Source organism: [Chlorobium] sp. 445, assembly GCA_002763895.1.
Classification (GTDB): Bacteria; Bacteroidota; Chlorobiia; order Chlorobiales; family Thermochlorobacteraceae; genus Thermochlorobacter.
On sequence record NSLH01000006.1, the window covers coordinates 50,818 to 76,838 of the forward strand.

At 45.1% G+C, this 26,021-nt stretch carries 25 protein-coding genes, 2 tRNA genes and 1 pseudogene; 11 read left to right on the forward strand and 17 right to left on the reverse strand.

Features of this window, described 5'->3' with window-relative positions; translation table 11 throughout:
• Positions 1-14: 14 nt before the first annotated feature.
• The 10 genes from CMR00_03860 to CMR00_03905 all read right to left on the reverse strand — a co-directional run bounded on the left by CMR00_03860 (position 15) and on the right by CMR00_03905 (position 9,338).
• The gene (locus tag CMR00_03860) at positions 15-533 is read right to left on the reverse strand and encodes a hypothetical protein (protein ID PIO48620.1); all 519 of its coding nucleotides are present in this window, start codon (positions 531-533) and stop codon (positions 15-17) included.
• Positions 493-1,116 carry a hypothetical protein gene (locus CMR00_03865; GenBank protein ID PIO48621.1) on the reverse strand — a complete coding sequence of 208 codons (624 nt, stop codon included), beginning with the start codon at positions 1,114-1,116 and terminating at the stop codon, positions 493-495. Before CMR00_03865 ends, CMR00_03860 begins: the two co-directional genes overlap by 41 nt.
• 3 nt (positions 1,117-1,119) lie before the next feature.
• Positions 1,120-2,196, reverse strand: a complete 1,077-nt coding sequence (queG, locus tag CMR00_03870) for a tRNA epoxyqueuosine(34) reductase QueG (GenBank protein ID PIO48622.1) — start codon at positions 2,194-2,196, stop codon at positions 1,120-1,122.
• A gap of 75 nt (positions 2,197-2,271) precedes the next feature.
• Positions 2,272-2,961, reverse strand: a complete 690-nt coding sequence (locus CMR00_03875) for a hypothetical protein (protein ID PIO48623.1) — start codon at positions 2,959-2,961, stop codon at positions 2,272-2,274.
• An 18-nt stretch (positions 2,962-2,979) separates the two neighbouring features.
• The gene (locus tag CMR00_03880) at positions 2,980-3,813 is read right to left on the reverse strand and encodes a hypothetical protein (protein ID PIO48624.1); all 834 of its coding nucleotides are present in this window, start codon (positions 3,811-3,813) and stop codon (positions 2,980-2,982) included.
• Between the two features lie 14 nt (positions 3,814-3,827).
• Positions 3,828-4,094 (reverse strand): hypothetical protein, encoded by a 267-nt coding sequence (locus CMR00_03885; protein ID PIO48625.1) that lies wholly within the window; start codon positions 4,092-4,094, stop codon positions 3,828-3,830.
• Positions 4,095-4,322: 228 nt separating this feature from the next.
• The gene (locus tag CMR00_03890) at positions 4,323-5,189 is read right to left on the reverse strand and encodes a cell division protein FtsX (protein ID PIO48626.1); all 867 of its coding nucleotides are present in this window, start codon (positions 5,187-5,189) and stop codon (positions 4,323-4,325) included.
• Between the two features lie 48 nt (positions 5,190-5,237).
• A complete protein-coding gene (locus tag CMR00_03895; protein PIO48627.1) occupies positions 5,238-6,524 on the reverse strand; it encodes a hypothetical protein in 1,287 nt (428 codons plus the stop codon).
• A 21-nt stretch (positions 6,525-6,545) separates the two neighbouring features.
• A complete protein-coding gene (lepB, locus tag CMR00_03900; GenBank protein PIO48628.1) occupies positions 6,546-7,388 on the reverse strand; it encodes a signal peptidase I in 843 nt (280 codons plus the stop codon).
• 105 nt (positions 7,389-7,493) lie between these two features.
• Positions 7,494-9,338, reverse strand: a complete 1,845-nt coding sequence (locus CMR00_03905) for an elongation factor 4 (protein ID PIO48629.1) — start codon at positions 9,336-9,338, stop codon at positions 7,494-7,496.
• A gap of 205 nt (positions 9,339-9,543) precedes the next feature.
• Here CMR00_03905 and recJ point away from each other — a divergent pair, with 205 nt between their 5' ends.
• Entirely contained in the window at positions 9,544-11,253 is a 1,710-nt protein-coding gene (recJ, locus tag CMR00_03910; protein PIO48630.1) for a single-stranded-DNA-specific exonuclease RecJ, read from the forward strand.
• Between the two features lie 157 nt (positions 11,254-11,410).
• Here recJ and CMR00_03915 read toward each other — a convergent pair whose 3' ends face one another.
• Positions 11,411-12,199 (reverse strand): hypothetical protein, encoded by a 789-nt coding sequence (locus tag CMR00_03915; protein ID PIO48631.1) that lies wholly within the window; start codon positions 12,197-12,199, stop codon positions 11,411-11,413.
• A gap of 464 nt (positions 12,200-12,663) precedes the next feature.
• Between CMR00_03915 and CMR00_03920 the strand changes: the two genes are divergently transcribed.
• Positions 12,664-13,110 (forward strand): hypothetical protein, encoded by a 447-nt coding sequence (locus CMR00_03920; GenBank protein PIO48632.1) that lies wholly within the window; start codon positions 12,664-12,666, stop codon positions 13,108-13,110.
• Positions 13,111-13,187: 77 nt separating this feature from the next.
• On the opposite strand, the gene CMR00_03925 is transcribed toward CMR00_03920, so the two are convergent.
• A complete protein-coding gene (locus tag CMR00_03925; protein ID PIO48666.1) occupies positions 13,188-14,033 on the reverse strand; it encodes a tRNA pseudouridine(38-40) synthase TruA in 846 nt (281 codons plus the stop codon).
• Positions 14,034-14,287: 254 nt separating this feature from the next.
• Between CMR00_03925 and CMR00_03930 the strand changes: the two genes are divergently transcribed.
• Both CMR00_03930 and CMR00_03935 read left to right on the forward strand, forming a co-directional pair.
• Entirely contained in the window at positions 14,288-14,662 is a 375-nt protein-coding gene (locus CMR00_03930; GenBank protein ID PIO48633.1) for a hypothetical protein, read from the forward strand.
• A complete protein-coding gene (locus tag CMR00_03935; GenBank protein PIO48634.1) occupies positions 14,659-15,108 on the forward strand; it encodes a hypothetical protein in 450 nt (149 codons plus the stop codon). Before CMR00_03930 ends, CMR00_03935 begins: the two co-directional genes overlap by 4 nt.
• 112 nt (positions 15,109-15,220) lie before the next feature.
• Here CMR00_03935 and CMR00_03940 read toward each other — a convergent pair whose 3' ends face one another.
• Positions 15,221-16,129, reverse strand: coding sequence for a hypothetical protein (locus CMR00_03940; GenBank protein ID PIO48635.1), 909 nt, complete (start codon positions 16,127-16,129; stop codon positions 15,221-15,223).
• Positions 16,130-16,369: 240 nt separating this feature from the next.
• On the opposite strand from CMR00_03940, the gene CMR00_03945 reads away from it, so the two are divergent.
• Genes CMR00_03945 through CMR00_03960 form a run of 4 tightly spaced genes read left to right on the forward strand, consistent with a single transcriptional unit; the run spans position 16,370 to position 19,052 of the window.
• Positions 16,370-16,990, forward strand: a complete 621-nt coding sequence (locus CMR00_03945; GenBank protein ID PIO48636.1) for a hypothetical protein — start codon at positions 16,370-16,372, stop codon at positions 16,988-16,990.
• Between the two features lie 30 nt (positions 16,991-17,020).
• Positions 17,021-17,194, forward strand: coding sequence for a hypothetical protein (locus tag CMR00_03950; GenBank protein ID PIO48637.1), 174 nt, complete (start codon positions 17,021-17,023; stop codon positions 17,192-17,194).
• Between the two features lie 2 nt (positions 17,195-17,196).
• Positions 17,197-18,402, forward strand: coding sequence for a hypothetical protein (locus CMR00_03955; protein ID PIO48638.1), 1,206 nt, complete (start codon positions 17,197-17,199; stop codon positions 18,400-18,402).
• Positions 18,297-19,052 carry a hypothetical protein gene (locus tag CMR00_03960; GenBank protein PIO48639.1) on the forward strand — a complete coding sequence of 252 codons (756 nt, stop codon included), beginning with the start codon at positions 18,297-18,299 and terminating at the stop codon, positions 19,050-19,052. The genes CMR00_03955 and CMR00_03960 overlap by 106 nt, the downstream gene beginning before the upstream one ends.
• On the opposite strand, the gene CMR00_03965 is transcribed toward CMR00_03960, so the two are convergent.
• The 3 genes from CMR00_03965 to CMR00_03975 are packed head-to-tail and all read right to left on the reverse strand — an operon-like array spanning position 19,038 to position 21,298.
• Positions 19,038-19,826 (reverse strand): hypothetical protein, encoded by a 789-nt coding sequence (locus tag CMR00_03965; GenBank protein ID PIO48640.1) that lies wholly within the window; start codon positions 19,824-19,826, stop codon positions 19,038-19,040. The two genes, CMR00_03960 and CMR00_03965, sit on opposite strands and share 15 nt — an antisense overlap.
• Complete coding sequence (locus CMR00_03970) at positions 19,810-20,487, reverse strand: hypothetical protein (GenBank protein PIO48641.1); 678 nt, start codon at positions 20,485-20,487, stop codon at positions 19,810-19,812. Before CMR00_03970 ends, CMR00_03965 begins: the two co-directional genes overlap by 17 nt.
• 37 nt (positions 20,488-20,524) lie before the next feature.
• The gene (locus CMR00_03975; protein PIO48642.1) at positions 20,525-21,298 is read right to left on the reverse strand and encodes an ABC transporter ATP-binding protein; all 774 of its coding nucleotides are present in this window, start codon (positions 21,296-21,298) and stop codon (positions 20,525-20,527) included.
• A 232-nt stretch (positions 21,299-21,530) separates the two neighbouring features.
• On the opposite strand from CMR00_03975, the gene CMR00_03980 reads away from it, so the two are divergent.
• From CMR00_03980 to CMR00_03990, 3 genes and pseudogenes are all read left to right on the forward strand, one after another.
• Positions 21,531-21,613 (forward strand) — tRNA-Leu (locus tag CMR00_03980).
• 15 nt (positions 21,614-21,628) lie between these two features.
• Positions 21,629-21,715 (forward strand) — tRNA-Leu (locus tag CMR00_03985).
• A 169-nt stretch (positions 21,716-21,884) separates the two neighbouring features.
• Positions 21,885-25,639, forward strand: a pseudogene (locus tag CMR00_03990) (2-oxoglutarate dehydrogenase E1 component).
• Here the strand turns inward: CMR00_03990 and CMR00_03995 are convergent.
• A complete protein-coding gene (locus CMR00_03995) occupies positions 25,636-25,998 on the reverse strand; it encodes a hypothetical protein (GenBank protein PIO48643.1) in 363 nt (120 codons plus the stop codon). The pseudogene CMR00_03990 and the gene CMR00_03995 overlap by 4 nt on opposite strands.
• Between the last annotated feature and the right edge of the window lie 23 nt (positions 25,999-26,021).

The window sequence follows — 26,021 nt, forward strand, 5'->3', positions numbered from 1 at the left end:
GAAACTCCTTGATTTTACAGGCGCTTATAGGCGGTTGCAATCTCTTCGTCCTTCAAAATATTTCGTCTTGCCAGCAAAGAAAAAATCGGTGAAATTAGCAGCAATACTGCACCAAGTTGCGGCACATGTGTTACACTTGTTGAACCTAGTTTTGCTTGCAATGCCAGCGCAGCGCCCACACCAAAGATTAAGGTTGCAAGTTCTATTCCAGCTGAGAGCAGCGCCAGTTTTGCTTGCAAGAGCCGTTTGTTAAAAAGCGCTATCGTAACCAGCGGCAGCAGCGCAGCAACCACCACACCTGCGTTGAAGAGCCAGAACAATGTGCCCATAGACAGACTTTTGCCAAAACTGCCAAAGCCGTATAGCATCATTGCTGCAGTATCCTCACTAGGGAAATCGTATTTCCAGAACGGAACCACGCCGATATTGAGCACGGCGCATAGCGCTGCAAGCAAAAGATAAAGCGTTTGAATGCGTGCTAGCATTGTTTTCTTATGAGTTTGTGTTTGAACTGATGTTTGGCAGACTGTCATTTCGTGCCGTCCACTTTGCTTCAACTTTGCGAAGTCCCCAAAATGTCAGATGTGCAGTTAGCACGCCGACCAGCGCGCCTGCTAAGATATCAATTGGAAAGTGTGCGCCTACATAGACTCGCGAAAGTGCAATGATGACAGCCACAGCGTAGAAACTGGCTCGTACTCCCCAAGCAAAGCGCGTACATAGCAAAGCTAAACTATGCGCTACCGTAAAGGCGGTTTGCGAATGCCCTGATGGAAACGAGTGTGCATACAATGGCTCGAACATTACATTGATGCTTACAAGCCCAGCTTCTAACTCGCGTTGATAAAATGACAGCGGTCGTGGTGCATCAAAGAGCAGTTTCGCCTGCGTAACAACAATACCGCCGACCACACCTGCTGCAAACAAGTAGCCAAAATTTTTCCAGAAAAATTTACGGTCATAGAAAAAAAGCATAATCATAGCAATCGGAAGCAATACATAACCATTTCCTAACTGTGTTGTGTAGCCTAACCATAGGTCATTGATAGGATGTTTCATCGCATTATTGATGAAAAAGAAAATCTCTGTATTTGCGCGCTCGATCAATTCTGGCATAGCTTATGGTTGGGTTGCCTCATTTTCTGAGATTTTCATACCGCTGAGATTCTCTTGGACTGCCTCGGCATTGCGTTTTAGTCGACGCAGCCCCGTTCGGAATACAGGTGTTTCGCCAAAGATGCGTCTGAAACTTGATTTTGTCATTTCTAAAATTTCGCGCTCAGACAGCGCTTCAAGTTCCGGCTTTGACGCAAATTCTAAGAGTTCCGTTGGCTTTGAAAATCGTGTCCATGGACAAACTTCCTGACAAATATCGCACCCAAACAGCCACTCACCTAACATTGTCTTTTCTTCCTGTGTAAAGTTGCGCTTCAATTCAATTGTAAGGTAGGAAATACATTTTCTTGCATCGACTTGATAAGGTGCAACAATTGCTTTTGTGGGGCAAAGGTCAATACACGCAGTGCAGGTGCCGCAGTAATTTTTTGGCATTGGGGTATCTACATCCAGTTTGCAATCGAGTAGCAAACTTCCGATGAAAAAGTATGACCCAATTTCACGGTTAATCAGATTGGTATGTTTGCCAATCCAGCCTAAGCCTGCACGTGCTGCCCATGCTTTGTCGAGCATCGGTGCCGAATCCACGAATGCCCGTCCATTGACTTCACCCACCAGTTCGGTGATATAGTCGAAGAGTTCAAGTAACTTTTGTTTCAAGACCATGTGATAATCAGCGCGTGTTGCATAAATCGATATGCGCCCACGCCACGGTTCGGATTTATCCCTCAGCATGCGCTTTTCTCTCTTCTCTGCTCTCTGTGCTTTTTCTTCTTTGTATGCTTCATTTTTGTTAGCTGCTCTGTTATGTGCTCTGCTGTGTCTTGGCGTTTCGTGTTTTGTAGGTGTATAGTAATTTGCAATAACAGAAACTACGCTTTGACATTCAGGCATTAACTTTTTCGGATTGACGCGCTTGTCAAAGTTTTCTTCCATGTAGTGCATTTCGCCGTGCATGCCCGCCTCAAGCCAGGCTTCCAATCGTCTCGCCTCTTCGACAAGTTCCTTTGCTTCACTGATGCCAACCGCTGAAAAGCCTAAGGCACGCGCACGTTGTTTAATCTTCTCTGCAAGTGTCATTTGGCAAAATAAAAAAAGCGCCTGGTTTCAGAACAAACGCAGACGCTTTCCACAAAATTTTATGGAGTACTCGGGCTATTTAATCTCAATCTCGCGAATATTGCCATTTGCATCTCTGAACTTGATGATAATGCGCTCATTAATTTCAGCTAACACGCGGCGCGCTTCATCAAGTTCTTCAGGTGTCGCTTGACGCACTTGCACTTGACCGTTGACCACTTCACCGATTTGTCCGGCACCAACATCTTGCATCGTGGTTCCATCTGCTAATCCAAAGGACGCAGAGCCTTCCAAAATCAGCAAACTGTTCGGGCTAAAGTATCCCGATGTGCCTTTGATAGACGCGACGGAAGTCGGTGAGACGAAGCGGAACTGTTCGTTAGCACCTTGCTTTTTGATATTGAAACCAACTTTTCCGAGGTTCAACTCAATTGTTTTGTTCATCGCATTAGATTTGTTGTCTTTATCACCGCGCACAACGATTTGAGAACTTTCTGCGACGCGCACCACAGAGTTGTCAGCAAATTTCAAAATCGAGAAGGACTGTTCGCCAGTACGCACTTGTGTGCCAGAATTGAGTTGCTGCCCGCGTTGTACGCCTCTCCACGCTTCTTGCTTTTCACGCGCTTCGACAATTTTGACGGCTTTGATGACCAGTGCAACGCCTTCTCCCTCCACTATAGGCGTTTCACTTGCTGTAGCTGCACTTACAACACAGAAAGCGATGAGTCCAAAAATTATTGTCTTTAGGGTTCTCTTTCTCATTTGTAAATCCTCCTTTGGTTATCTTGGGGTTCTGCGACGCAATTCATTGAGCAAGGTTCTTGCGTCAAGACTATTCTGGTAGAGCATTCCATTAGACACGCCTGTCCAGCTTACAAAAGTTGAACCATCAAGTCCTTGAACGCCATATTTGTCTTTAAGCAACTGAATGAGTTCTGAGAGCAGTTGGCTATCGACACCGCTAATTTTGAAAGAATATATGGGTGAGACTGCAAGTGGTGATGTACCTGCAAATGCAACTTCTGCAAACGACTTAACTTGCCAGTAGACTGTTTTTCCGGGGGTAAGTGGGCGCACGACGCGTCCGAGTGATGTTGAGCCACCGCTGGGAAATTGATAGCTTGGCACGCGCACGCGTTCTTTGACATTTGGGTTCGGATGCGGGCTATTTTCTTCATTGAAGCGCTTGCCACTGCCTTCTTCAGTATCATCGGTCCACACAGTGATTTCATATTCCGGAGCATCACCTTGCCAGAGGAAAAACGGCAATACCGAACTGACTTCTTCTTGCGGGGCATCACTGCCAACTTGCGTACCAGGGCTAATAAGTTGTACAAAACCTGTTGGATTTGTCAGTGTGAAGACAATTGCGACGGTGTTGCTTTCATTGCCATTTTGGTCTACTAGCGTCCATTCCAGTGAGTAGACGCCTGCCGGCAGTTGTGACGGTACATTCGTCACCCCTCCTACTGTTGCATTTATTCCTGCAAGTGTTCTTATCGCACTCTCATCTATGTTGAATCCTTTTGGAGCCCAGAGGCTTGAGGGGATTTGGTTGCTTGTCAAGCGCAGCGATCCTTGTGGAAGAGTGCGTGGCGGTGTGTTGCTCGACAAGCCGCGCGCGATTTCTACACCATTTTGCGGAACACAAAACGCAACTGTAGTCCGACAATATCGCGCCCTGAGTTGTTATTAAGGCTGATGAAGAAAAGGTCAATGCCAGTAGGTGAGGCGCCTGTCTCTGGATTTAGCGCAAGAATATCACCCGTACGGACAATTTGCGGATTGCCAATCCTAGCTCCGCTCACACTAACGCCAGCAGGAAACTGCGCCATTGCTGTCCCTGCGGCACAGAGCATCATTGCTAACAAAAGAAATTTTGCGTATCGCATCATTTTCACTCAAATTTTGAAGTTTAATAAAACAACTACAGAGCGATGACAGGATTTTTTGCTATGCGAGTATATTTCTTTTTTCTTTCTCTTTCTGTGATAAGTATCACGCACGCCTTTTGGTATCACTTGGTTTGTTTTGCCAATTGAATCAGTCGTCGTGACCTTCTTTTTTGCCTAGCTTTAAATCTACACTGATTTAGTGGCGTAACAAACTGTGTTTTCATTTATTCATTCGTCGATAAACTTGCGCACCGCAAAGAAACTTCCTAAGAAGCCTAAAGTTGCCCCTGCCATGATTAAGGTTACATAAAGCGGCAGCGATGCGGGTTTAAGCGTAGAGTAAATTTCTGGTGAAATCCTTGAGAGCAGCAGCATCAGGAGCGCCAGCAGCGCGGTTGAGAGTGCACCACCTACGGCACCTTGAAAAATACCTTCCAAGAGAAATGGCATTCTGATGAAATTGAAAGTTGCGCCGACAAGTTTCATGGTGCGAATGATTTCGCGCTTACTGTATATGGCTAAGCGTATCGTGTTGGAGACAAGCGCCATAGAAGCCAGTGAAATCAGCACCCCTAATCCTGCTGTTATGAGAAACAACATACGCGCATTACTATCGACGCTTGTGAGCAATTCCCTATTGTATCGTGCCTCTAAAATGCCTTGATATTGCGATGCTACATGCGCAAATCTCTCCAGACTATCGAGCGTCGCATATGCCGGTTTGAGATTAACTTTGATAGACTGTGGGAGCGGATTCATGCCCAAAATCTGTTCAATTTTCTCGCCAAACTCTTGCTCAAAGATCTTTGCTGCATCTTCTTTGGAAATGTAGCTGACTTTGGCGACGGCTGCACTTTTGCTCATCTCATCAGCGATAGCTTTTGCATCAGCCATTGAGACCGATTCGCTAAGAAAAAACTCGACTTCTACACGGCTGCGAATTTCTTCGAGCACACGTGTGGCACTCTGTGCTAAAATCAAAAATACACCTGCAAGCACCAGCGCTACAGCAATCGTCAGAATCGAGACCACTGTAGAGAGTTTTGCCCTCTGAAAGCCTGAAAAACTTTCTTTGAGAATGTATGACACATTCATGGAGTTTTGCTGCAAGCTGTTTTTCAGCTTTACGAACTGCACGCCACACTACTCGATTTTACGCTGCAAAAACCATCTTTCGCCGATGTTGAGCGCCGCGCCAATTCGGAAGATGTTTTCTTGAATGAGATTATTTTCTTTTGTACCGCGCAGTGCATAGTGCAAGTAGATATCGAGGCAAGATGATTCTGCGCTCAATGGAATGCCCATTCCAAACGTGATGCCCCACTCATCAATGCCCGTGCCACCCACTTGTAAATTTGTCTGGTGATAATAGCTGCCCACACGATAGGCTATGCGAGAGAAGATATTGCTGCGCATTTCTGTGCTGGGAATAATTTCTACGCCCAGTGCAATACGCATCGCGTTGCGTTGCAGTTCGTTTTGGCGACCAAAGTAACTTACGCTTGACCAATCTTGCATCAAAACGTCAGCGGCTATGGTGTAGTTTGCATTGCCCTTGTAGGCGACAGCAATCACAAGCGAACTTGGTAATTTCGCCTCTCCATCTACTACGGTCAGGGTATCGCGTGCTTGAAATTGTGCATTGCCTAAGTTTTTGGTGAGTATAGTCTGGCGTGTACCGCTGAGTGTTGTTGCTGTGGTTAGTGAAGCCCCCAGCATGACTTGACCTGATGATGTAAAAATGCCTTGCTTAGAGCTATAAGCTGCACCCAGCGTGAAGGTTGTGCCTGCAAGCCTATCTTCAAAATTAATTGCAGAGTCAACAAACTCGAATGTGTCAAAGATCTGCTCTGAGCCTTGCGTACTGGCGCCAAAGATGAAATTGATTGCACCGCCCAGTCGCATCGTGCCCCAGTTTTCATCTTTGAATGCAATTGCGCTGATAGCAACTGGGACACTATTTAATCCACCTAATCCAAAGTATGAAAAGGTGTAACTTACAGTGTCGCCTGAGTTTGGCGCTATTGTGATACCGCGCTGCGTTTGCTTATAGTTGATGCGTGAGTAAGGCAGAATGCCTGTAGAAATCGCCACTCTTGCATTCCAGATTGGGATGGCTAAACTTGCTCCTTCAAAGCCAGCGACCACTTGGTAGCCTGAGGTTTGAGTTGTACCTGAGAGGTATCCGATATAGGTAAAATCGCCTGAGATGCGCGCTTGGTTAATTGCCGTCAGCATGGCGGGGTTTGCACGATTGATGTAGAGCGGGTCAGCAATGGCGCTACCTGCAAAGCCCATACCTGCCATTTGTGCTGTCATTGGTATTCTTAATTCACCGATACCAAACCGTGAGTAAAGCGACCCGCCTTGCGCGAACACCGTACTTGACGCGCAGAGCATCAGTGCAATGAAAAAGAGCTTGTTTTTCACGAACTCGATTACTTTCCAGTTTTAATGAACTAGCCTCCCGATACGCGTCCAGCGAATTGAAGCCAGTTTATCCCACAGCTGGAAGAAACTCATATCGGGGTCCCACGACCAATAAATAATGAGTGCAGAGCCCACGATATGTGAGTGTGGCACAAAACCCCAGTATCGGCTGTCTAAACTGTTGTCTCGATTGTCGCCCATCATGAAGTAGTAATCTTGTTTAATCTCATATTCATTTGTGGGCTTGCCATCTACATAGACTTGTCTGCCCATGATTGAGGCAGTGTGTCCTTCATACTCCAAGACGAACTTGTATGTCTGGAAGTTCTCTGGTGTGAGTGTAATCTTTTCGCCTTTCTTAGGAATGTGCAGCGGTCCAAAGTTATCCTTATTAAAAGAGGAATACAGCGGAAAGATGTTCATTTCGGCTTGTCCTGCTGGCATAGGTTGTGTGGAGAGAAACTTTCCTTCAGGCGGCAAAGCAAACTCTGCACCATCCACAAAGACTTTGCGGTCTTTGATTTCAATAGTTTTGCCAGCGGTTGCCACGCAGCGCTTGATGTAGTTGACGTCTTTATCGCGTGGATACTTAAAGACCACAATATCACCTTGCTCGACTTCCTTGAAGCCTGGCAGGCGGTAGTCTGTAAACGGCACAACTGCACCATAAATGAATTTATTGACCAGAAGAAAATCACCAGCCAGCAAGGTGTCTTCCATTGAGCCGGTTGGAATGCGGTAAGCCTCAATGACAAATGAGCGCAGGATAAAGGCTGCGATACCTGCAAAGATGAGCGCTTCAATCCATTCACGTGACTTGCTTTTCTTTACAGGTTGGTTGGTTGCTTTTTGTCCATTGAGAATTTCACTTGCTTTACTTGCCGAGCGCTGCCGCTGAGCGTCGGGCTTTTTTTGTTTTTGCTTTTGCCGTTGACACGTTGTGTAAGATTAAATTTTCAAAACGGGGTCTTAGTCGTCATTGACACTCAACACTGCAAGGAAGGCTTCTTGCGGAACTTCTACTCTGCCGACCTGTTTCATTCGTTTTTTACCTTCCTTTTGTTTTTCTAAGAGCTTGCGCTTGCGTGAGATATCACCGCCATAGCACTTTGCCAGCACATTCTTGCGCATTGCGCCGATGGTCTCGCGTGCAATAACACGGCTACCGATTGCCGCTTGAATTGCCACTTCAAACATCTGGCGCGGAATCAGCTCTTTGAGTTTGGCGCAAAGTTTTTTGCCCCACTCATAACTCTTGCTGCGATGCACAATCATTGAAAGCGCATCGACAGTCTCGCCATTGAGTAGAATGTCAAGTTTGACAAGGTCCGACTCGCGATAGCCAATCGGCTCGTAATCCATTGAAGCGTAGCCTTTGGAGATCGATTTTAGCTTATCGTAGAAGTCAAAGATGATTTCAGAGAGTGGAAATTCGAATTTGAGATCGGCACGCGTTGCATCCAGATATTGTGTGTCTTTGTATTCACCGCGTCGCTCCATTGCAAGTTTCATAATGTTGCCGATGTACTCGGTTGCCGTGATAATCTGCGCACGAATATATGGCTCTTCAATATGCTCGATTTTGCCTGCATCAGGCATCTTGGCGGGATTATCCACCAAAATTTTTTCACCGCTCGTTGTATAAACGATATACTCCACATTTGGTACGGTCGTGATGATGTTCATTCCATACTCGCGTTCCAAGCGCTCTTGCACGATTTCCATGTGCAGCAATCCTAAAAATCCGCAGCGGAATCCAAACCCTAACGCTACAGAACTCTCTGGCACATACACCAGCGAGGAATCGTTGAGTGAGAGTTTATCAAGTGATTCACGCAACTCTTCAAAATCTTCGGTACTGACTGGGTAAATCCCACTGAAGACCATCGGTTTGACTTCCTTGTATCCTGCCAGCGGTTCTGCAGCAGGATTGTCGACGGTTGTTACCGTATCTCCGACTTTGGTATCTTTGACATCTTTAATCGAGCAAATCAAGTAGCCCACATTGCCAGTCTCAAGAATATCAGTTGGCTGTCTCTTCAAGCCTAAAACGCCAACTTCTTCCGCCGTGTAAGTTTTGCCACTTGCAAAGAAGCGCACCTTATCGCCTTTGCGCAAGACGCCATCAACAATGCGTATGTAAGCAATCGCGCCACGATACGCATCGAAGACCGAGTCAAAAATCAGCGCCCGCAACGGCTTATCGACATTTGCTTTTGGGGCTGGAATTCGCGCCACCACGGCTTCCAAAATATCCTCAATTCCAATCCCTTCTTTTGCTGACGCCAGAAGGATTTCTTCATCTTTGGCACCAATCAAATCATGAATTTGCGCTTTGACTTTGGGCAAATCCGCAGAAGGCAAATCAATTTTGTTGATGACAGGGATAATTTCAAGTCCAGCGTCAATCGCCAGATAAAGATTTGCAATCGTTTGCGCTTCGACACCCTGCGCCGCATCGACCACCAGCAAGGCGCCCTCGCACGCCGCAAGTGAGCGTGAGACCTCGTAGGTAAAGTCCACGTGCCCGGGCGTATCAATGAGGTTTAGTGTGTAGGTCTCGCCATTTTTGGCTTTGTAGTGCATTTGAATTGCGTGGCTCTTAATCGTAATCCCACGCTCTCGTTCCAAATCCATATCATCGAGCACTTGGTCCATCATCTCGCGTTTTGAGATCGTGCCCGTTACCTCAAGGAGTCTATCAGCCAGCGTAGATTTACCGTGGTCAATATGGGCGATGATGCAGAAGTTGCGAATTTTATCCTGCGATAGTTCTGTTTTCGCAAGATATGCAAGCGATTGAACCGCGCTCATTTTCGAAGTTGCAAATGCTGTGAAAATTGTTTGGCCTCTAAATAACTTTTAATATAACGAAATCCGTTTCAATTTTTAGGTTTCACTTTTGCTTTGCACCCATGCGGCATCTTGCCGTGCGTTTTTCTGACACGCTTGCTCGTATGTTGCTATAACGCATCTTTGATTTCTTTAACTCTTTAACATTGAACGCTACTCTCGTACAATGAAACACTTTCGTTGGACACTCCTTGAAGCCGATCAAGAAAAAGTTTCGGCACTTATGCGTGCAATTAATGTCAGTGAGCCAATTGCCAGAGCCTTGTGCCATCGTGGCATTTTCACTTATGAGCAGGCACACAAGTTTTTTTGTCCTTCGCTCGAGCATCTTCATTCTCCTTTTGAAATGGTAGAAATGCAAAAAGCTGCACAACGGCTCTCTGATGCGCTGGATCGTGCTGAAAAAATTATGATTTATGGCGACTACGATGTGGATGGCACCACAGGCACATCGCTGTTAGTACTCTTTCTGCGTGAACTCGGCGCCGATGTGATGTTCTATGTCAACGACCGTTTCAAGGAAGGCTATGGCGTAGCGCGCTCGGGTATTGAGTATGCGCATCAGCATGGCATCAAGCTCATCATCTCTGTCGATTGTGGCATTACTGCCTTTGAGCCTGCAGCGTACTGTAAAAAACTTGGGATTGACTTTATCATTTGCGACCACCATGAATCGAGCAATGAACTCCCCGATGCGTTTGCAGTTCTTGATCCTAAGCGCCCAGGCTGTAACTACCCTTTCAAGGAGTTATCCGGATGCGGTGTTGCCTTCAAACTTGCTGAAGCGCTCTGCTATGTGCGTGGCCTAGACTTGAATTTAGCGCGAAACTATCTAGACCTGGTTGCACTCGCTATTGCTGCCGATATTGTCGATGCCGTTGGTGAAAATCGGGTGTTACTTGCGGCAGGGATTGAGCGCATACAGACAAATCCACGTCCCTCACTGCTTGCGCTGGCTAAATGTGCGGGCTTATCGCTTTCGAATTTTACAGCTTCTTCTGCGGTCTTTACGATTGCGCCCCGCATCAATGCGGCCGGTCGGCTCGATCATGCACGGCAAGTCATCGAACTGCTTACCACGCCGGATGGCGAACTTGCAGAGCAGCTTGCACTCTCACTTGACGACCTCAACACACAACGCCGCAGTCTCGATCAGCTTATAACAGCAGAAGCTATTGAAGAAGCCGCTCGTTTGCTTCTGACTTATCCTTCTTCAATTGTGCTTTACAAGCCTGATTGGCACTTGGGGGTCATCGGCATTGTTGCCTCGCGCCTGGTAGAGCACTTCTATGTCCCGACCATCATTCTGACGGAGGTCAATGGCGTGCTGAAAGGCTCGGCGCGAAGTGTGTCAGGGTTTAATTTGTACGAAGCCATTGCTGCCTGCAAAGCACATCTCATTCAGTTTGGCGGGCATGCCGCAGCAGCTGGTCTTTCGCTTTCGATTACATCGCTAGAAAATTTTCGTGCTGCTTTCGATCAAGTCTGTGCCGAGCGGCTTACTTTCGAGCAACGCATACCTGAAATTCGAATTGACGCAGAACTTAATCTGGAGCAGATTACGCCAAACTTTGTGAAGGTGCTTAAACGCTTTGAGCCGTGCGGTCCGGGAAACCCTCACCCGATTTTCTTAACGCGAGGGCTCAAACAGACCAGTCACGCACGCTTGCTCAAAGACCAGCATCTTAAACTTAGCCTTGCTACACCGCAAAGTCGAATTTATGACGCTATCGGTTTTAACTTGTACCGCTATCACGACCTTGTGAAAGACCGTAGTTGCACTTTAGACATTGTCTATTCGATTGAGGAAAACACTTACAACGGCAATACCAGTGTGCAGCTACGCTTGCGTGATTTACGCGCAAGTTGCTCATAAATCGGTGAGTGTTTTTTGTGGGCTGCCCTTTTGCGGGCTCTTGAGACCTTGCTGTGCATTCAAGCACTGTGAATTCGCCTTTGACTCCCGCTGCTTCACAGTGCTTTTCCTTTCTGCGCTGAAGTTGCCATTTCCTACGGTCAAGACCCTATCCCAGTTACTTGAGAGTAAAGCGAATCGGAATCACCATTGCACTCTTGACAGGCTTGCCTTTGATGCTTGCGGGCACAAACCGTGCTTCTTCGGTGATCACACGCACCACTTCGGCATTGAGCAAGGGATGTGCGCTTTTGAGTAGACTGATTTGCATGATGTATCCCGATTCATCGACATAGACTTTTGCGACCACCTGTCCTTCAATTCGTGCTCGCTCAGCGGCAAATGGATAGATCACCTTTTTGTAGAGGCTTTCGATGCCGCCTACGATTTCAATTTCTTTATCAGGTACAACAATATTGGATTCGACTTTTGCAATTTCTTCTGCGCTTCTCAAGGCTTCTAAAAGGCCAGCATCGTTTGAAATTGCGCTCACTTCAATATCGCGAGCCACATTATACTGCGGCGCTTCACTTTCCTGTGGCTTGCTCTTATCACTGACTGGATTAGCTTTCACAACAAGCTCCGGTGCTTCACCGAGCTTGATGTCCATTCGTTTTGTTACGGCCGAAGCCACAGCAATTTCAGATTTCCATTCCGGGAAACCGCGCCGCTTGACACGCATCTCATAGCCGCCTTCTTGTACTCCCAAAAACACATAGTAGCCTTGACCGTTTGAAATTGCAGCTTGTGCCCCCGGTACATTTTTTCCAATCAGTGAGACAGTTGCCCCGCTGACCGGTTCGCCACGCTCATCTACCACTCGTCCAATAACACGGCCCTGCGCCATAGCCACACTGCTTACAGCAAGACTCATTGCGACGGCGCAAAAAAGCGCTTTCTTTGTCATATTTTGTTTCCTATGTTGTAAGTTGCTTGAAATGATAGACTTGAGACCAATGTATTAGTATAACTGCAAAGTGATAACTGTAGTATAACTGCAAAGTGAAATTTAACTATTATTTAACACTCCATGCAAGTGCGCACAAAAATATTTTTGTTGCATCAGTCTTTCATTATGCTGCCACATGCTGCCATCGCCCACTGGGATTTGAGACTCTCTCCAAAACGAGATCACCTACTGCTTGCTTTCGCTCTTGGCATGATGTTTGCCTATGATATCTTATGTGAGACTATCATGCGTTGGTGCGCTTATAGAGCTTATAGATTTGTTCCTGCGTATCTTTTTATGCTTTTTTTGGTCATGCTTTTTGAATATCTCGGACTAAGTTGGTTTAGTTTTCTACATTTTTTGTATGTTTTTGTGCAACTTTCAAACAAAATGCCACAAGGGCAACTTAGGAGGTCAAAACAATGGCAAAAGATAAATTTCAATTCTCACCGAGCATCACAGACAGCGAATTCCTAATGGAGATTTATGATGCCGTCGGCACTGCCATTTGTGTCACGGATGAGCATGGCTATTATGTGGAAGTCAACAGAGCGTATTGCGAACTTTATGGCTATACGCGAGAAGAACTCATCGGCAAATCTTTCACGATGGTCTTGCCTGAATCGATGCGAGAGAAAGGTCAGCAAATTCATGATGCTTTTATTGCTGGCGCGCCTGAAATGCCTGACGAGTGGAAGGTGATGCGCCGTGATGGCACACTGCTCGATGTCTATGTTGTGCCATCATTAATGATTCGTAAAGATGGTACGCGTTGCAAAGTTACCGCAGTTACCAACATCACGGAGTATAAGAAGCTGAAAGAACTGGCTCGTCTTTCAGGCGAAAGTGCCAGTGTCGTAAAATCTTAGCTTTCTCTGATACGACTTTGAAGACAAGGCATCTTGCCATGCGTAAGATGCCTTTTTGTTGTGATATAGAACTCTGCTCAGACGCTTTGATTTTTGCCTTGATTATGGCTTTTCACTCCTTGCGTTTTGCTGGTGTGCAGGGTCTCAAATGCAAGCATCAGCGCAGGTTTAAGTTCCCCCGGCGTTTCCGTGGCGTGATAATAGGCGCGCTCGAAGAACAGGCCTGACGGTGGTGCAGTCAGTTGTGCTGGTCGCTGCGACTTACTCTCAAAAAAACTTTGCACTTCTGCCAGCGACAATTTTCCCCGTCCAACTTCTACAATCACGCCCACGATTTGGCGCACCATTTTCCACAGAAAATGCGAGCCCCAAAAACGCAGTAAAATGAGTTCGCCACACTCTTTAAGTTCAATTGGAGCCAGCAAGACTTTGGTTGATTTTTCGGTGCTGTCGTCAGCGGTGAAGGATTCAAAGTTGTGCATTCCCACAAAGAGTGCGCTGGCTTGGCGCATTGCATCGACATTGAGGCTATCTTTGACCCACCACACGAAGCGTTTGCCAAAGGCGGTGCGTCGCCGTGAGATTTGATAGATGTAGCTGCGTGCCACTGCGCTATGGCGCGCATGGAAAGTCTCTGGGGCTTTTTCAAGATGCAAGACATGAATATCGGGCGGCAACTCATCATTGATTTTGAGTTGCAAGATGTCTGGCGGGATGCGTGTTTGGCACTCGAGGTGTGCGACTTGGCATAGAGCATGTACGCCAGCGTCGGTGCGTCCAGCACCTTGCAGGTCAATTTCACGCTCTGGCAAAATGCGCTTTAGCGCTTCAAGCAGTTCACCTTGAACTGTCCGTGCATGTTTTTGCACTTGCCAACCGCTGTAGCGTGTGCCTTCATACTCAATTTCTAATTTGAATCGCATCGCTGCACTGTATTGCTGCGTTTTATGTGATTTATGTGATTGTGTTCCTGTGCTGTGTGCCAACGCACAGCAAGTGCATATTTACTGAAACTAATTTTTATGCGTGCAGTTTCGATAGGGAAACAGCGTAACGCACTTTACTTGAACATTTGACGCTTTGCGACACTTCATTGCTCAAGTTGTCTAAAATCACTAAACTTACTACGACTATGTACATGCTCAATACGCTTATCCGTCACAAGTCCCATTCCTGTATGCGCGTCAATGTAAAAATCACATCTCCAACAGATTTCTATTTTGATAACTTAGCTTCGTCAGAAATTAACGGTACGCTTTCTACGGTTGTGGAACTCGAGAAAAAACTGCCGGGGTACTTGGAGAAAGCGATTGTGCTTCAACTCGATACAGAGGTTTGTATTTCAGGTACATCAGGCTCGAGTCTTTTGCTTCAATGTGATTCAGAACATGCAACGATACGCTTGCTTCAAGGCAAATCGAACTGGGCAAATGTTTATCTCATTCCACACGCGTTTGTACCGACCCGTCAAGGCATTTACGAGGATGCCAATCTTGTTTTCATTGGGCGCGCAATGGTTGTTCCACTTTCTTCTTTTATCGTTAATTCATGATACGCATTTCTGATTCTACTCTCTCAATGATGGTCGCTCATGCTCAAAGCACTTTTCCTGAAGAGTGCGGCGGGCTTTTGCTTGGCACGCTGTCAGAGCACTCTGGCAAGCTGGTTCTGAGTGTTGTTGAAGCCCTTCGGCTTGAGAATGTGCGTTTAGAGTCACGACACAATCGCATTGAAATCAACCCTCTTGATTATGCTAAAGCAGAGCGCTACGCGATGAAAAAACATCTTGGGGTATGGGGCTTTTATCACTCTCATCCTAATGCTGACGCCATTCCTTCTGAATTCGATCGTCAGCACTTTCCTTTCACAAACTGGTGGTATCCGATTGTGAGTGTCAAAGGTTTAGGCAATGTGCATGTACGCTGCTGGAAACTCTCCGAAGCACGTGACCGCTTCACTGAAGAAGCCATTGAACGTATGCCTGTTTTTCATGAGTAAGTGTTTTTTAATTTTGCCTTCTTGACTTTGCGCTTTGGGTTTCTCGGCATCGAGTTTGGACAGCGGTGTTGCTCTCACTGCCACTGCTCTACACTTACCCATGTTTGGGCGCTCAATTCCACATCATCACGACAAGGAACTTTGACTTTTGCCAGAAGGTCTGCGGGTCTTTGATTTTTAGCACACTTTCCTTTTCGGTAACGGACGCAAGTTCGTATGAGTTGGAGCTGTGTGTGGTCAAAATCTTGATTTGATAGACATTTCGCGGAATTGAGATTTCTTTTGCCTCGTTGATATCAATTTTCTTGAACTTTGAAACATCAAAATCCTGCGTAGTTGTGATTGTACTTCCAATGCCGATGATACCCCCTTTGTATTCCAGAATACCCTTTTCTCTGAGATTATTTTCCGTATCTACGATATAGTAAGCTGAGCGCAAGCTTTTTTCTTGTTCTTGGATGATACCTTCTTTCTCTTGCATGGAGCTTGTGAGCGTTGCGACTTGAATATTCAGCCGTGCCACTTCTTCTTTCAGCATTGAAATTTCCTTGTCTTTCTGCATCACCGTTTCTTGGAGTGTCTGCACCATTCGCTCCAAATTCTTTATCTTGCCTTGGTATCCTTTTACCTTCGCTTGGAGTTCTTGCAGTCTCTTGCGGTTCTCCACCATTGCTACTTCCAGGTCCTGAATCCCGCTTATGATTTGAGCCTTGATGGCTTGGCTATTCTCTCTCTGCCTTGTCTCTACATCGCTTGCAGTCTTGGTTACCACAGCCTGTTTTTCTCGCACGCTGTTTAGGCTTTCTTGTATTTCGCTCATCGCTGCCAAAATTTCGTCAATTTGACGCTGTTTTTCTTCGCTTTCAGCCTGTACCTGTACTTTCTCCTTTTCAAGCTGTTGGATTTTCTCTTCCATTTCTTTGTTGGAGCAACCAAAGAGTAGAATTGCTAAGCATAGGCTAAGAACCAATGGACACTTTACCTGCATGTAAGGGATTATGCGCATTTTCAGCCTTTTCATTTTTTGATTGGGATTTATCTAAGACTTGCTAATATAAAAATCCTTTCGCCATTTTAGCAATACTTCTTTCGGTCTTGATCCCAAGTCAAAAACAATGCAGTAAAGCACAGTGAGAGCGCTTAGTTCAAATTACAGTTAGTATTTTGTAATCTACACTATCTCATGATATTTTTGCTTTGCTTGATAGCAACATCAACCCAAAATTTGTAGCATCATCTTTCAAAAAGGTTCTCTTTACCGATGTCAAACTTCATTTCTAAGGGATTTCGTGCTACAAGTCGATTTTTGCGTCTCGAGTGGGCATTTTTCAAAAATTGCCTAACTCGTGATATTCAATATCGTGGAAATTTCTTTTTGGTGTTTCTCATGGATATTATTTGGTATGCTGTGAATTTAGGCTTTTTTGAAGTGATTTATCTCAATACTGCTACGATTGCTGGATACACTCGAAACGATGTATTTTTCTTTATGGCTACTACTTTTGTGATTGATGCAATTGATATGACTTTTTTTGCCTCTGGAATCTGGCAAATCAGCGATTTTATTCGTAAAGGTGAGTTTGATTTAATCCTTTCTAAGCCGGTTTCGCCGCTGGTTTATTCCACAATGCGTTATGTGTCGTTTGGGTCGTTATTAGACCTTATTTTTGCACTTGGCTTGCTTACTATTGCCTTTTTCAATCTCGAGGTATCCCCTACTGCGCTCGATGTTTTAGCATACATTGTTTTAGCTCTTTCAGGCTTAATTGTGATGTATTCTATTCAAGTCTTTTTTTGCTGCGTTAGGATTTATTTTCGTCAATGCTTCGACAGGCTTACAGTGGGGATTTCATCATCTATATCAACTTGCTATGCGTCCTGAAGCGATTTACAAAGGCATCATGCGATTTTTTTGCTCTATCTCTTGCCAATGATTGTCATTTCCTCCGTGCCAGCTACAATGATTCTTCGTGGATTTGATGCACAAACTTTCTTTACTTGTGTTGCAATTAGTGTAATCGCACTTTTTGCAACCAGACAGTTTTTTTATTTTGCTTTAAGTCGCTATGAAAGTGCATCAAGCTAATTTTGCTTTTAGATATTCCTTTTTATTTACTCTTTGCTACTTCTTTATCTTTTCTTAAAATGAGATTCACTTTTCTTTCACTTGTTCTCCTCCAAGTGCCTTTTCTAACCCAGAATTTATTTAGCCAGATGCATAAGCATAATTCCATTCTATTTTCTCCGCAGTGGGCACGTGGTGCTGTGTTCTATCAAATTTTTCCTGAGCGATTTCGCAATGGTGATCTAAACAATGATCCTGCACACGACAAATCTTCTCCAACTGCCAAAGCGCACTCTTGGACGAGCAACTGGTATGAACTTTCTGCTGAAGAAAAAACGCATTCTCCAAATTTTTATGACAATATTTTTCGGCGTCGTTACGGTGGCGATCTTCAAGGTGTGATAGATAAGCTAGATTATTTGCAAGATTTAGGTATTGAGGCAATTTACTTCAATCCTCTCTTCGAGGCGCCATCACTTCACAAATACGATGCTTCTCTTCTTCACCATATTGATGTGAATTTTGGACCTGATCCTGCTGGCGATCTTGAAATTATTGCTAAAGAAAATCCAGAAGATCCTGATACGTGGCAATGGACTAGCGCAGACAAACTTTTCTTAAAACTTATTTCAGAGGCGCACCGCCGAAATATCCGTGTTATTATTGATGGTGTATTTAATCATACGGGACGAAACTTTTGGGCATTTCGCGATATTTTGAAGAATCAAGAAAAATCACGCTATAAGGATTGGTATCAAATTGTAAGTTGGGATGACTCTGCACGTGGTACAAAGTTTGACTATCGTGGGTGGTTTGGTTCCAAATCGCTTCCTGCTTTTGCACACGATTCTCTTTTCGGCTTACATCCGAAAGTCAGTGAGCATATTTTTGCAATTGCCAAACGCTGGATGCAGCCCAACGGTCACACACAAGATGGGGTCGATGGCTGGCGCCTTGATGCCGCTGATGAAGTGCCACACCTCTTTTGGAAACGCTGGCGTCAATATGTAAAATCCCTTAATCCAGATGCTTATATTGTTGGTGAAATTTGGAAAAATGCTGCAGACTGGCTACATGGTGATGAGTTTGATGCAGTTACGAACTACCAGTTCGCTATTTTGACATTTCAATTTTTTATCAAAAAAGCATTCGTAGTAGCAAGGAATTCCTCGCTAAACTTGATGCGCTTCTGCATGCTTATCCACAAGATGCAAACTATGGCTTATTAAACTTGCTCGAGAGCCACGATACTGATCGACTTCCATCAATGATTATTAATCCTAATCGCGACTATGATCGACAGTCTTCTTTTCGCTATAATCCTCAGTACGATACACGAAAGCCTAATGCAAAAGAGCGCAACTTACAAAAGCTTATTACGCTTTTTCAGATGACTTATATCGGCTCGCCTATGATTTATTATGGTGCAGAAGCAGGCATGTGGGGCGCTGATGACCCTGACAACCGTAAACCTATGCTCTGGGCGGACCTCAAATATGACAATGAAACACCTCTGAGTCGCAAAGGAATTTCATATAAAGTCGAGTTTGATAGCTCACTTTTCAATTATCATAAAACGCTTATTTCTATTCGCAAGCAGAGTAAAGCCATAAAATTTGGCTCATTTAAGCCGATTTATCTGCCCAACAACGCAGTTTGCTATGAACGCAAATTTGAAGATGACACAGTTGTTGTGGTTCTCAATCCTTCAGATAGTAAAATTAGTCTCGCCCTTGAAGGACTGTCGGGGACATGGCGAGATGAGCTTTCAGGGGAAATACTATATTCTAATCCTGCTTCTACTCCCAAATTGCAGATTTCACTTCGGGCTTACTCTGGTATAGTTTTAAGAAAAATATCTGACTCACTCAGCAAATGACGCTTTTTCAGGCTTAAACAATTTTAATGCTTTTTCACGCTGCTTTGCATGATCCACAATTGGGAGTGGATAATCTACGCCAAGCCTAATACCTAATTCAGATTGCAGTAGCGGTGATGATTGCAAGAGTTCAGCAGGATTATGAATATATTTTTCAGGAACTTTTGAAAGTTCTGGTAAAAATTTTTTAATAAAGCTACCTTTTGGGTCGAATTTTTGAGCTTGAGAAATTGGGTTAAAAATTCGGAAATATGGTTGTGAGTCTGTTCCTGTTGAGGCAGACCATTGCCAGCCGCCGTTGTTTGCCGCCATATCGCCATCGACCAGTTTTTGCATAAAATACTTCTCTCCCCAGCGCCAATCAATCAGCAAATCTTTTACTAAGAAGCTCGCAACAATCATTCTTAGGCGATTATGCATCCAGCCCGTTTGATTAAGTTGCCGCATCGCTGCGTCCACGATAGGAAAACCAGTTCTACCATTTTTCCATGCCTCAAAGTAATCTTCTCTATTTTCCCACTTTATATTCCGCATCTCGGTCTTAAAACTTTCTTTTTCAACAAAGGGGAAATGATCGAGAATCTGAAAATAAAAATCTCGCCAAATAATTTCGGAAATAAAGGTCTCAATGCTAAGTTTTTCTTCGCTTTTCGCATCTTCAAGTACTATCTTTGCCTGATCGAGAATTTCTCTTACTGATACTGTGCCAAAACGCAAATGTGCCGAAAGCAAACTTGTACCATCTTCACTCGGATAATCACGTTTTTTCTTTATAGCATTTTATTTTCTTCTCAATAAAATGTTTTAATTGTGTTCGCCCACTTTTTTCTCCTGCGCTGACGAGCAAATTTCCTTCAAATGAAAAACCAAGCTCGGATAATTTTGGCACCGTAATTGTCTCAATATCTGGTGTTATCACTTTCTTGCTGATACTTTCTGGTCTTGCTATCTTTTCTATTTGTGACAGCCAAGTTTTCTTGTAGGGTGTAAAAACCGTGTATGGCTTACCTTGCTGCGTTAGAATTTCTTTTGATGAAAAACACACTTGATCCTTAAAGGCTTTGACTTCCAAACCCATTCTTGAAAATTCTTCAACGACTTTTCTATCGCGTTCTTTTGCTGCAGGTTCATAGTCTTCATTAAAATAAATTGCACGTGCTTCTGATTCCTTTACAACTTGGTGCAATGTTTCAATAAATTTACCTTTTCTTAAAATGAGTTTTCCACCAATTTTTTGATATGAATCGTCAAGCTCAGCAAGTGATTCGAGCATAAATTTTACACAGGCAGGCGAGAAATCATCTCGCTCTTTAAGAATATCGTCAGCAAGAATAAATAGGGGAAGAATTTCTTGGGTAGATTTGAGTGCAGCATTCAGCGCGGTATTATCAAAAATTCTTAAATCGCGCCGATGCCATACAATAACTCGCTTCACAGGGCTAAATTCTTATTTTGAATCCTCTATAAGTTTTTTAGTAAATATAGTGAATATGGCGTTCATTAAAGCGTTTGAGTAATGTCTCTTCTGTGAGCGAGGCTTTTTCTTCTCCACGAATGTCGTAAGCTACATCACCAAGGTTCATCATAATCACACGGTTGCCAAAGCGTACCGCATGGTTCATGGAGTGTGTTACCATTAACGCTGTAAGATTGTAGCGCTCGATAAGTTGCTGGGTAATAAATAGCACTTGTTCGCCAGAAATTGGATCGAGTGCTGCAGTATGTTCATCGAGTAGTAAAATTTTTGGTCGGCGCATTGCAGCCATCAAGAGCGTAACCGCTTGACGTTGTCCACCTGACAAGAGTCCAATAGGCGTATCCATGCGATTTTCCAGTCCCATTTGCAGCTCCGCCAATTTCTCGCGCAGAAATTCTCGCCTCTGTTTTGAAAGCCCGATGTTTAGCCCCTTACGCTCGCCACGCAGTGACGCCATTTGCATATTTTCAGCAATCGTCATGTTTGGTGCTGTCCCCATGTAAGGATTTTGAAATACTCTGCCAATGTATTTTGCACGCTTGTAGTCTGGATCTTTGGTTACATCAGTGTTGTCAATCATAATTCGACCCGAATCGCATATAAAACTGCCGGCAATAGCGTTGAGCAAAGTGGATTTTCCGCTGCCATTTACGCCGATGACAACCGCAAAATCACCTTCATTGATAGTCAGATTTACTCTATCGAGCGCGTAGACTTCGTTGAGTGTGCCCTTTCCAAATACCTTAGTCAAATTTTCAACCTGTATCATGATACTGTTTATTGTCTTCTTACTGTTTTTCTGTTACGCTGCTTAATATACTTCATTAGCATGATTTTCATGATCGAGTTTTTTGATGCAAGCCAATATCTTGCAGTCGTGCGTTAATCGCAAAGTTCATCTTCCGTTTTGCATTATTCGTTACTTCAGAAAACATGACTTGCAAAATAACGCAGATTCGCGTATTTTTATAGCCCTCTGTTCTATGACAGCATCGCTGCAAGCGAGAGTGGCGGAACTGGCAGACGCGCTGGTCTTAGAAGCCAGTGCCCATAAGGCGTGTGGGTTCAAGTCCCTCCTCTCGCACTGCGCTGTAGCCTTGCCGAAGTGGCGGAATTGGCAGACGCACCAGACTCAAAATCTGGCGAAGCTTCAAACTTCGTGCGAGTTCGACTCTCGCCTTCGGCACATACATCTTTTTTCTGCTTTCTTTGCACTCTCTCCCCGTACCTTTGCTTTTCTGCTTGCTTCCAGTATCTGCGTCAAAGAACTTCTCATCCCTTAAAGCCGTTGAAATAAACTGCAATTTATGTAGATTTTGTGCATTTGCACTTTACCAAAACCTATAACTTTAACTATGGCAGTCGCTGACTTATCGGACTCACTGAAAGAAAAACTCGTTGAGATTTTTGGGGCAAACACTACGTTTGTGCAAGAACTTTACGCTCAATACCTTGAAAATTCTTCCCTTGTTCGTGAAGATTGGCGAGCGTTCTTTCAGGCTTTTGAATCGGGCACGCTCGACCTGAGTTCCTTAGAAACTCACCTCCTGACCAATGGTTCTCGCTCTGAGGCAAATGGGACCCACCACGAGACCACACCGAGTGCGCCGCATCGTTCATTGAGCTCTCCAACGTCCTACACACCTATTTCACCTAGCTATGCGTCGATTGATGAATTGAACTTAGATCTTGACGATCGTGCTAAACCGCTTTCAGGTGCGTCGGCACTGATTGCGCACAATATGGAGCTTTCGCTTAGTGTACCGACGGCTACATCGTTTCGCACGGTGCCCGTCAAGGCACTCGAAGAAAATCGCTTGATTTTGAATCAACATCTGCAACTGATTGGTCAAGGTAAAGCCGCTTTCACACATCTGATTGCATGGGCAATTATCAAAGCCTTAAAAAAGTATCCCTCGCTGAATGCGACCTATGCGCTTGTCGCAGGCAAACCGCAGCGCATTGAGCGTGCACATATCAACTTTGGCTTAGCTGTCGACCTTGTCAAAAAAGATGGGTCGCGCTTGCTCGTGGTGCCTAACATTAAGCGTGCAGAGTCAATGGACTTTGCGCAATTCTTCGAAGCTTACAATCGGCTCATTGAGAAGGCACGTAAAAACCAACTCGAGCCTGCCGATTTTCAAGGCACGACTGTCTCACTGACGAATCCGGGTACGATTGGCACGGCAATGAGTGTGCCGCGTTTGATGCAAGGTCAGAGTTTGATTATCGCTTCTGGTGCCATTGACTATGCTGCTGAATATCAAGGCATGTCTCCACAAACACTCTCGCAACTGGGCATTAGTAAAGTAATGACGCTCAGCAGCACGTACGATCACCGCATTATTCAAGGTGCGGAGTCAGGTGAATTTCTGGCTTACATTCACCGCTTGCTCTTAGGCGAAGAGAATTTTTATGATGAGATTTTTGCGGCAATGACTGTTCCGCATCGTCCATTTCGGCATACGGTTGATAAATCACACTTGGGCTTGATGGGCGGCCTTAGCACAGAAGATGCTATACGCAAGCAAGCACGTGTGATGCAGCTGATCAATTCTTACCGAGTGCGTGGTCATCTTATTGCAAACATCAACCCACTCGAATATAAGCCGCACTATCACCCTGAACTTGAACCAGACTTCTATGATCTCTCGATTTGGGATTTAGACCGCATCTTTATCACGACCAACTTTGGCGATAAGCCTCCATGACGCTACGCGAGATTTTGGAAAAGGTCCGCAAAGCGTACTGCGAAAAGATTGGCGTGGAGTATATGAACATTCAGTCGCTCGATCAGAAGCGATGGATTCAACGCCATATTGAGAACCGCTCTGAACAACTGCAATTTTCAAAGGAAGATAAAATTGCCATATACAAGAACTTGATTCGCGCTGAAGGCTTTGAGCGATATTTGCATACCAAGTATCTCGGACACAAGCGTTTCTCAATTGAGGGAGGTGAATCTGCCATTGCAATTACGGACTTTATCATTGAGGAAGCCGCACGCAATCATGTCAAGGAAATTGTGATTGGTATGGCACATCGTGGTCGACTGAATGTTCTCACCAATGTTGTCGGCAAGCCTTATGAGACACTTTTTGCAGAATTTGAAGGCAAGCCCTTACCTATGACAGCTGATTATCTGACGCAAGGGTCAGGCGATGTAAAGTATCACTTAGGTGCAACAGGCGATCGCATCTGCAAAGATGGAAAACAAATCAGAGTGTCTGTGGCCTCCAACCCAAGTCATCTTGAAGCTGTCAATCCTGTCGTGCAAGGCATTGTGCGCGCTAAGCAAGATCGCATGAAGGATGAGAAGCGCAACGCTGTTATTGCCTTTCTCATCCACGGCGATGCGGCCTTTGCTGGACAAGGCGTCGTTACAGAAACGCTTAATCTCTCGCAACTTGAAGGCTACACCACTGGCGGCACCATTCATCTGATTATTAACAATCAAATTGGCTTTACGACAACACCAAATGATGCACGCTCCACGCTATATGCAACCGACGTTGCTAAGATGGTTCAAGCACCGATTTTCCACGTCAATGGCGATGACCCTGAAGCTTGCCTCATTGTCGCTAAACTTGCTCTTGACTACCGCATGACGTTCAACAGTGATGTGGTGATTGATATGCTTTGCTACCGTCGGCACGGACATAATGAAGGCGATGACCCGGGCTATACTCAGCCTGTGATGTATCGGCGTATTCGTGAGCATAAATCTGTGCGAGAACTTTATGAAGCACAACTTATTCGTGAGGGTGTGCTCAGCGCCGCAGAAGCGAAAGCTATGATGGAAGAGTTTCGCCGTGAGCTTGATGCTGCTTCAGAAAAAGCGAAAGCCCTTGCACAAGAAGGCGAGAAAACCCTTGAAGCGAAAGCCGATTTACCGCTTGCTGTCGACCCAAGAGAAATTGTAGCACGCTATCGTGGCAAATCTCCATCAACGCATTCGACACTTGCACAACTGCAAACGGTTGTGCGTGCTATGCTGAATTTGCCAGCTGGGTTTCACTTAAATAAAAAGCTAGAGCAGCAGTTCTTTAAACGTGGTCAACTCTTAGGTGAGGGTGCACATGAGATGCTCATTGATTGGGCATTTGCTGAATCGCTCGCTTTTGGCACGCTCTTGCTCGAAGGCTATCCTGTACGCCTTAGCGGACAGGATAGCACACGCGGCACCTTTAGCCAGCGCCATCTTTCGTTCTTTGACACGGAGACGGGTCAAGAATATACGCCGCTCAAACACATTTCGCCGCATCAAGCTCCATTTTATGTCAATGACAGTCTGCTCTCCGAATTTGCGGCAATGGGCTTTGAGTTTGGCTACAGTGTTGCCGATCCGCTGACCCTTACCATTTGGGAGGCACAGTTCGGTGATTTTGCAAATGGGGCTCAAATCATCATTGACCAATTTATTTCTAGCACCGAATCAAAGTGGGGACAGCCCTCAGGATTGGTGTTACTTTTGCCTCATGGCTACGAAGGTCAGGGTCCGGAGCATTCCTCAGCACGCCCGGAGCGATTCTTGCAGCTATGCGCAGAAGTTAATATGCAAGTGGTCAACTGCACGACACCCGCACAGTATTTTCATTTGCTACGCCGCCAAGTTTTTGCAGGCAACATCAAGCCGCTTGTGGTGCTGACACCGAAAAGTCTTTTGCGCCACCCACTTGCAATGTCGAAAGTCAGGGAGTTGCTCGAAGGAAAATTTAGAAATGTGCTCGATGAAACTGATGAGATCGTCTCGCCAAACCGTGTGATTTTCTGCTCAGGTAAAGTCTATTACGATCTTTTGCAAGAGCGCCGAAAAATGGGACGCAACGATATTGCGATTCTGCGCATAGAGCAACTTTACCCTTACCCGGAAAAACGCATTTCGCACTTACTTGAGAAATACCGCTCTGCCAAAGATATCGTCTGGGCACAAGAAGAACCTAAGAACATGGGTGCTTGGTCTTTCATTATGCCGTTGCTTTCTGAACAACTTTTGCCTGGACAAACCCTACGCTATGTCGGTCGCCCTGCTTCAGCAAGCCCTGCCACAGGCTACATCAAAAAGCATGAGCAAGAACAAGCCACCTTGGTGCGCGAAGCCTTGAGTTAAGACCCTTGCATTATTGCATACGATAAGCTCATTTGCAATTTTGGATGGCAAAGGGCGCATTTAGCGTTCTTCTGCCATGCGCCCGGCTCTGCCCAATGCTTTTCCAAATTCGCTGTTGCAACTAAGTAGTCATAGACGGCTTGCAAGTAGTTGACCTTTGCTTGATTGAGTGAGAGTTCCGCATCAGTAAGTTCCAACTGCGAGCCGATGCCTTGTTGCCTGCGACTGCGCGTAATGGCATAACTGCGCTCTGCAGACTGTACAGTTGTTGCTTGCACAGCAATTCTCTTTTTTGCCTCTGACACATTTAGCCAGAGAGATTGAAATTTCAGACCGAATGATTTCTTGCAAGTTTTCAAGACTTGTTTGGTTTTGTTGCCGT

Coding starts and splice junctions, on each gene's coding strand:
- queG (PIO48622.1), bottom strand. CDS start 2,196: ATGACACTTGCAGAGAAGATTAAACAACGTGCGCGTGCCTTAGGCTTT.
- CMR00_03940 (PIO48635.1), bottom strand. CDS start 16,129: ATGAAAAGGCTGAAAATGCGCATAATCCCTTACATGCAGGTAAAGTGT.
- recJ (PIO48630.1), top strand. CDS start 9,544: ATGAAACACTTTCGTTGGACACTCCTTGAAGCCGATCAAGAAAAAGTT.
- CMR00_03915 (PIO48631.1), bottom strand. CDS start 12,199: ATGACAAAGAAAGCGCTTTTTTGCGCCGTCGCAATGAGTCTTGCTGTA.
- CMR00_03890 (PIO48626.1), bottom strand. CDS start 5,189: ATGAATGTGTCATACATTCTCAAAGAAAGTTTTTCAGGCTTTCAGAGG.
- CMR00_03860 (PIO48620.1), bottom strand. CDS start 533: ATGACAGTCTGCCAAACATCAGTTCAAACACAAACTCATAAGAAAACA.
- CMR00_03945 (PIO48636.1), top strand. CDS start 16,370: ATGTCAAACTTCATTTCTAAGGGATTTCGTGCTACAAGTCGATTTTTG.
- CMR00_03925 (PIO48666.1), bottom strand. CDS start 14,033: ATGCGATTCAAATTAGAAATTGAGTATGAAGGCACACGCTACAGCGGT.
- CMR00_03905 (PIO48629.1), bottom strand. CDS start 9,338: ATGAGCGCGGTTCAATCGCTTGCATATCTTGCGAAAACAGAACTATCG.
- CMR00_03935 (PIO48634.1), top strand. CDS start 14,659: ATGATACGCATTTCTGATTCTACTCTCTCAATGATGGTCGCTCATGCT.
- CMR00_03875 (PIO48623.1), bottom strand. CDS start 2,961: ATGAGAAAGAGAACCCTAAAGACAATAATTTTTGGACTCATCGCTTTC.
- CMR00_03920 (PIO48632.1), top strand. CDS start 12,664: ATGGCAAAAGATAAATTTCAATTCTCACCGAGCATCACAGACAGCGAA.
- CMR00_03975 (PIO48642.1), bottom strand. CDS start 21,298: ATGATACAGGTTGAAAATTTGACTAAGGTATTTGGAAAGGGCACACTC.
- CMR00_03930 (PIO48633.1), top strand. CDS start 14,288: ATGCGCGTCAATGTAAAAATCACATCTCCAACAGATTTCTATTTTGAT.
- CMR00_03885 (PIO48625.1), bottom strand. CDS start 4,094: ATGATGCGATACGCAAAATTTCTTTTGTTAGCAATGATGCTCTGTGCC.
- CMR00_03865 (PIO48621.1), bottom strand. CDS start 1,116: ATGCCAGAATTGATCGAGCGCGCAAATACAGAGATTTTCTTTTTCATC.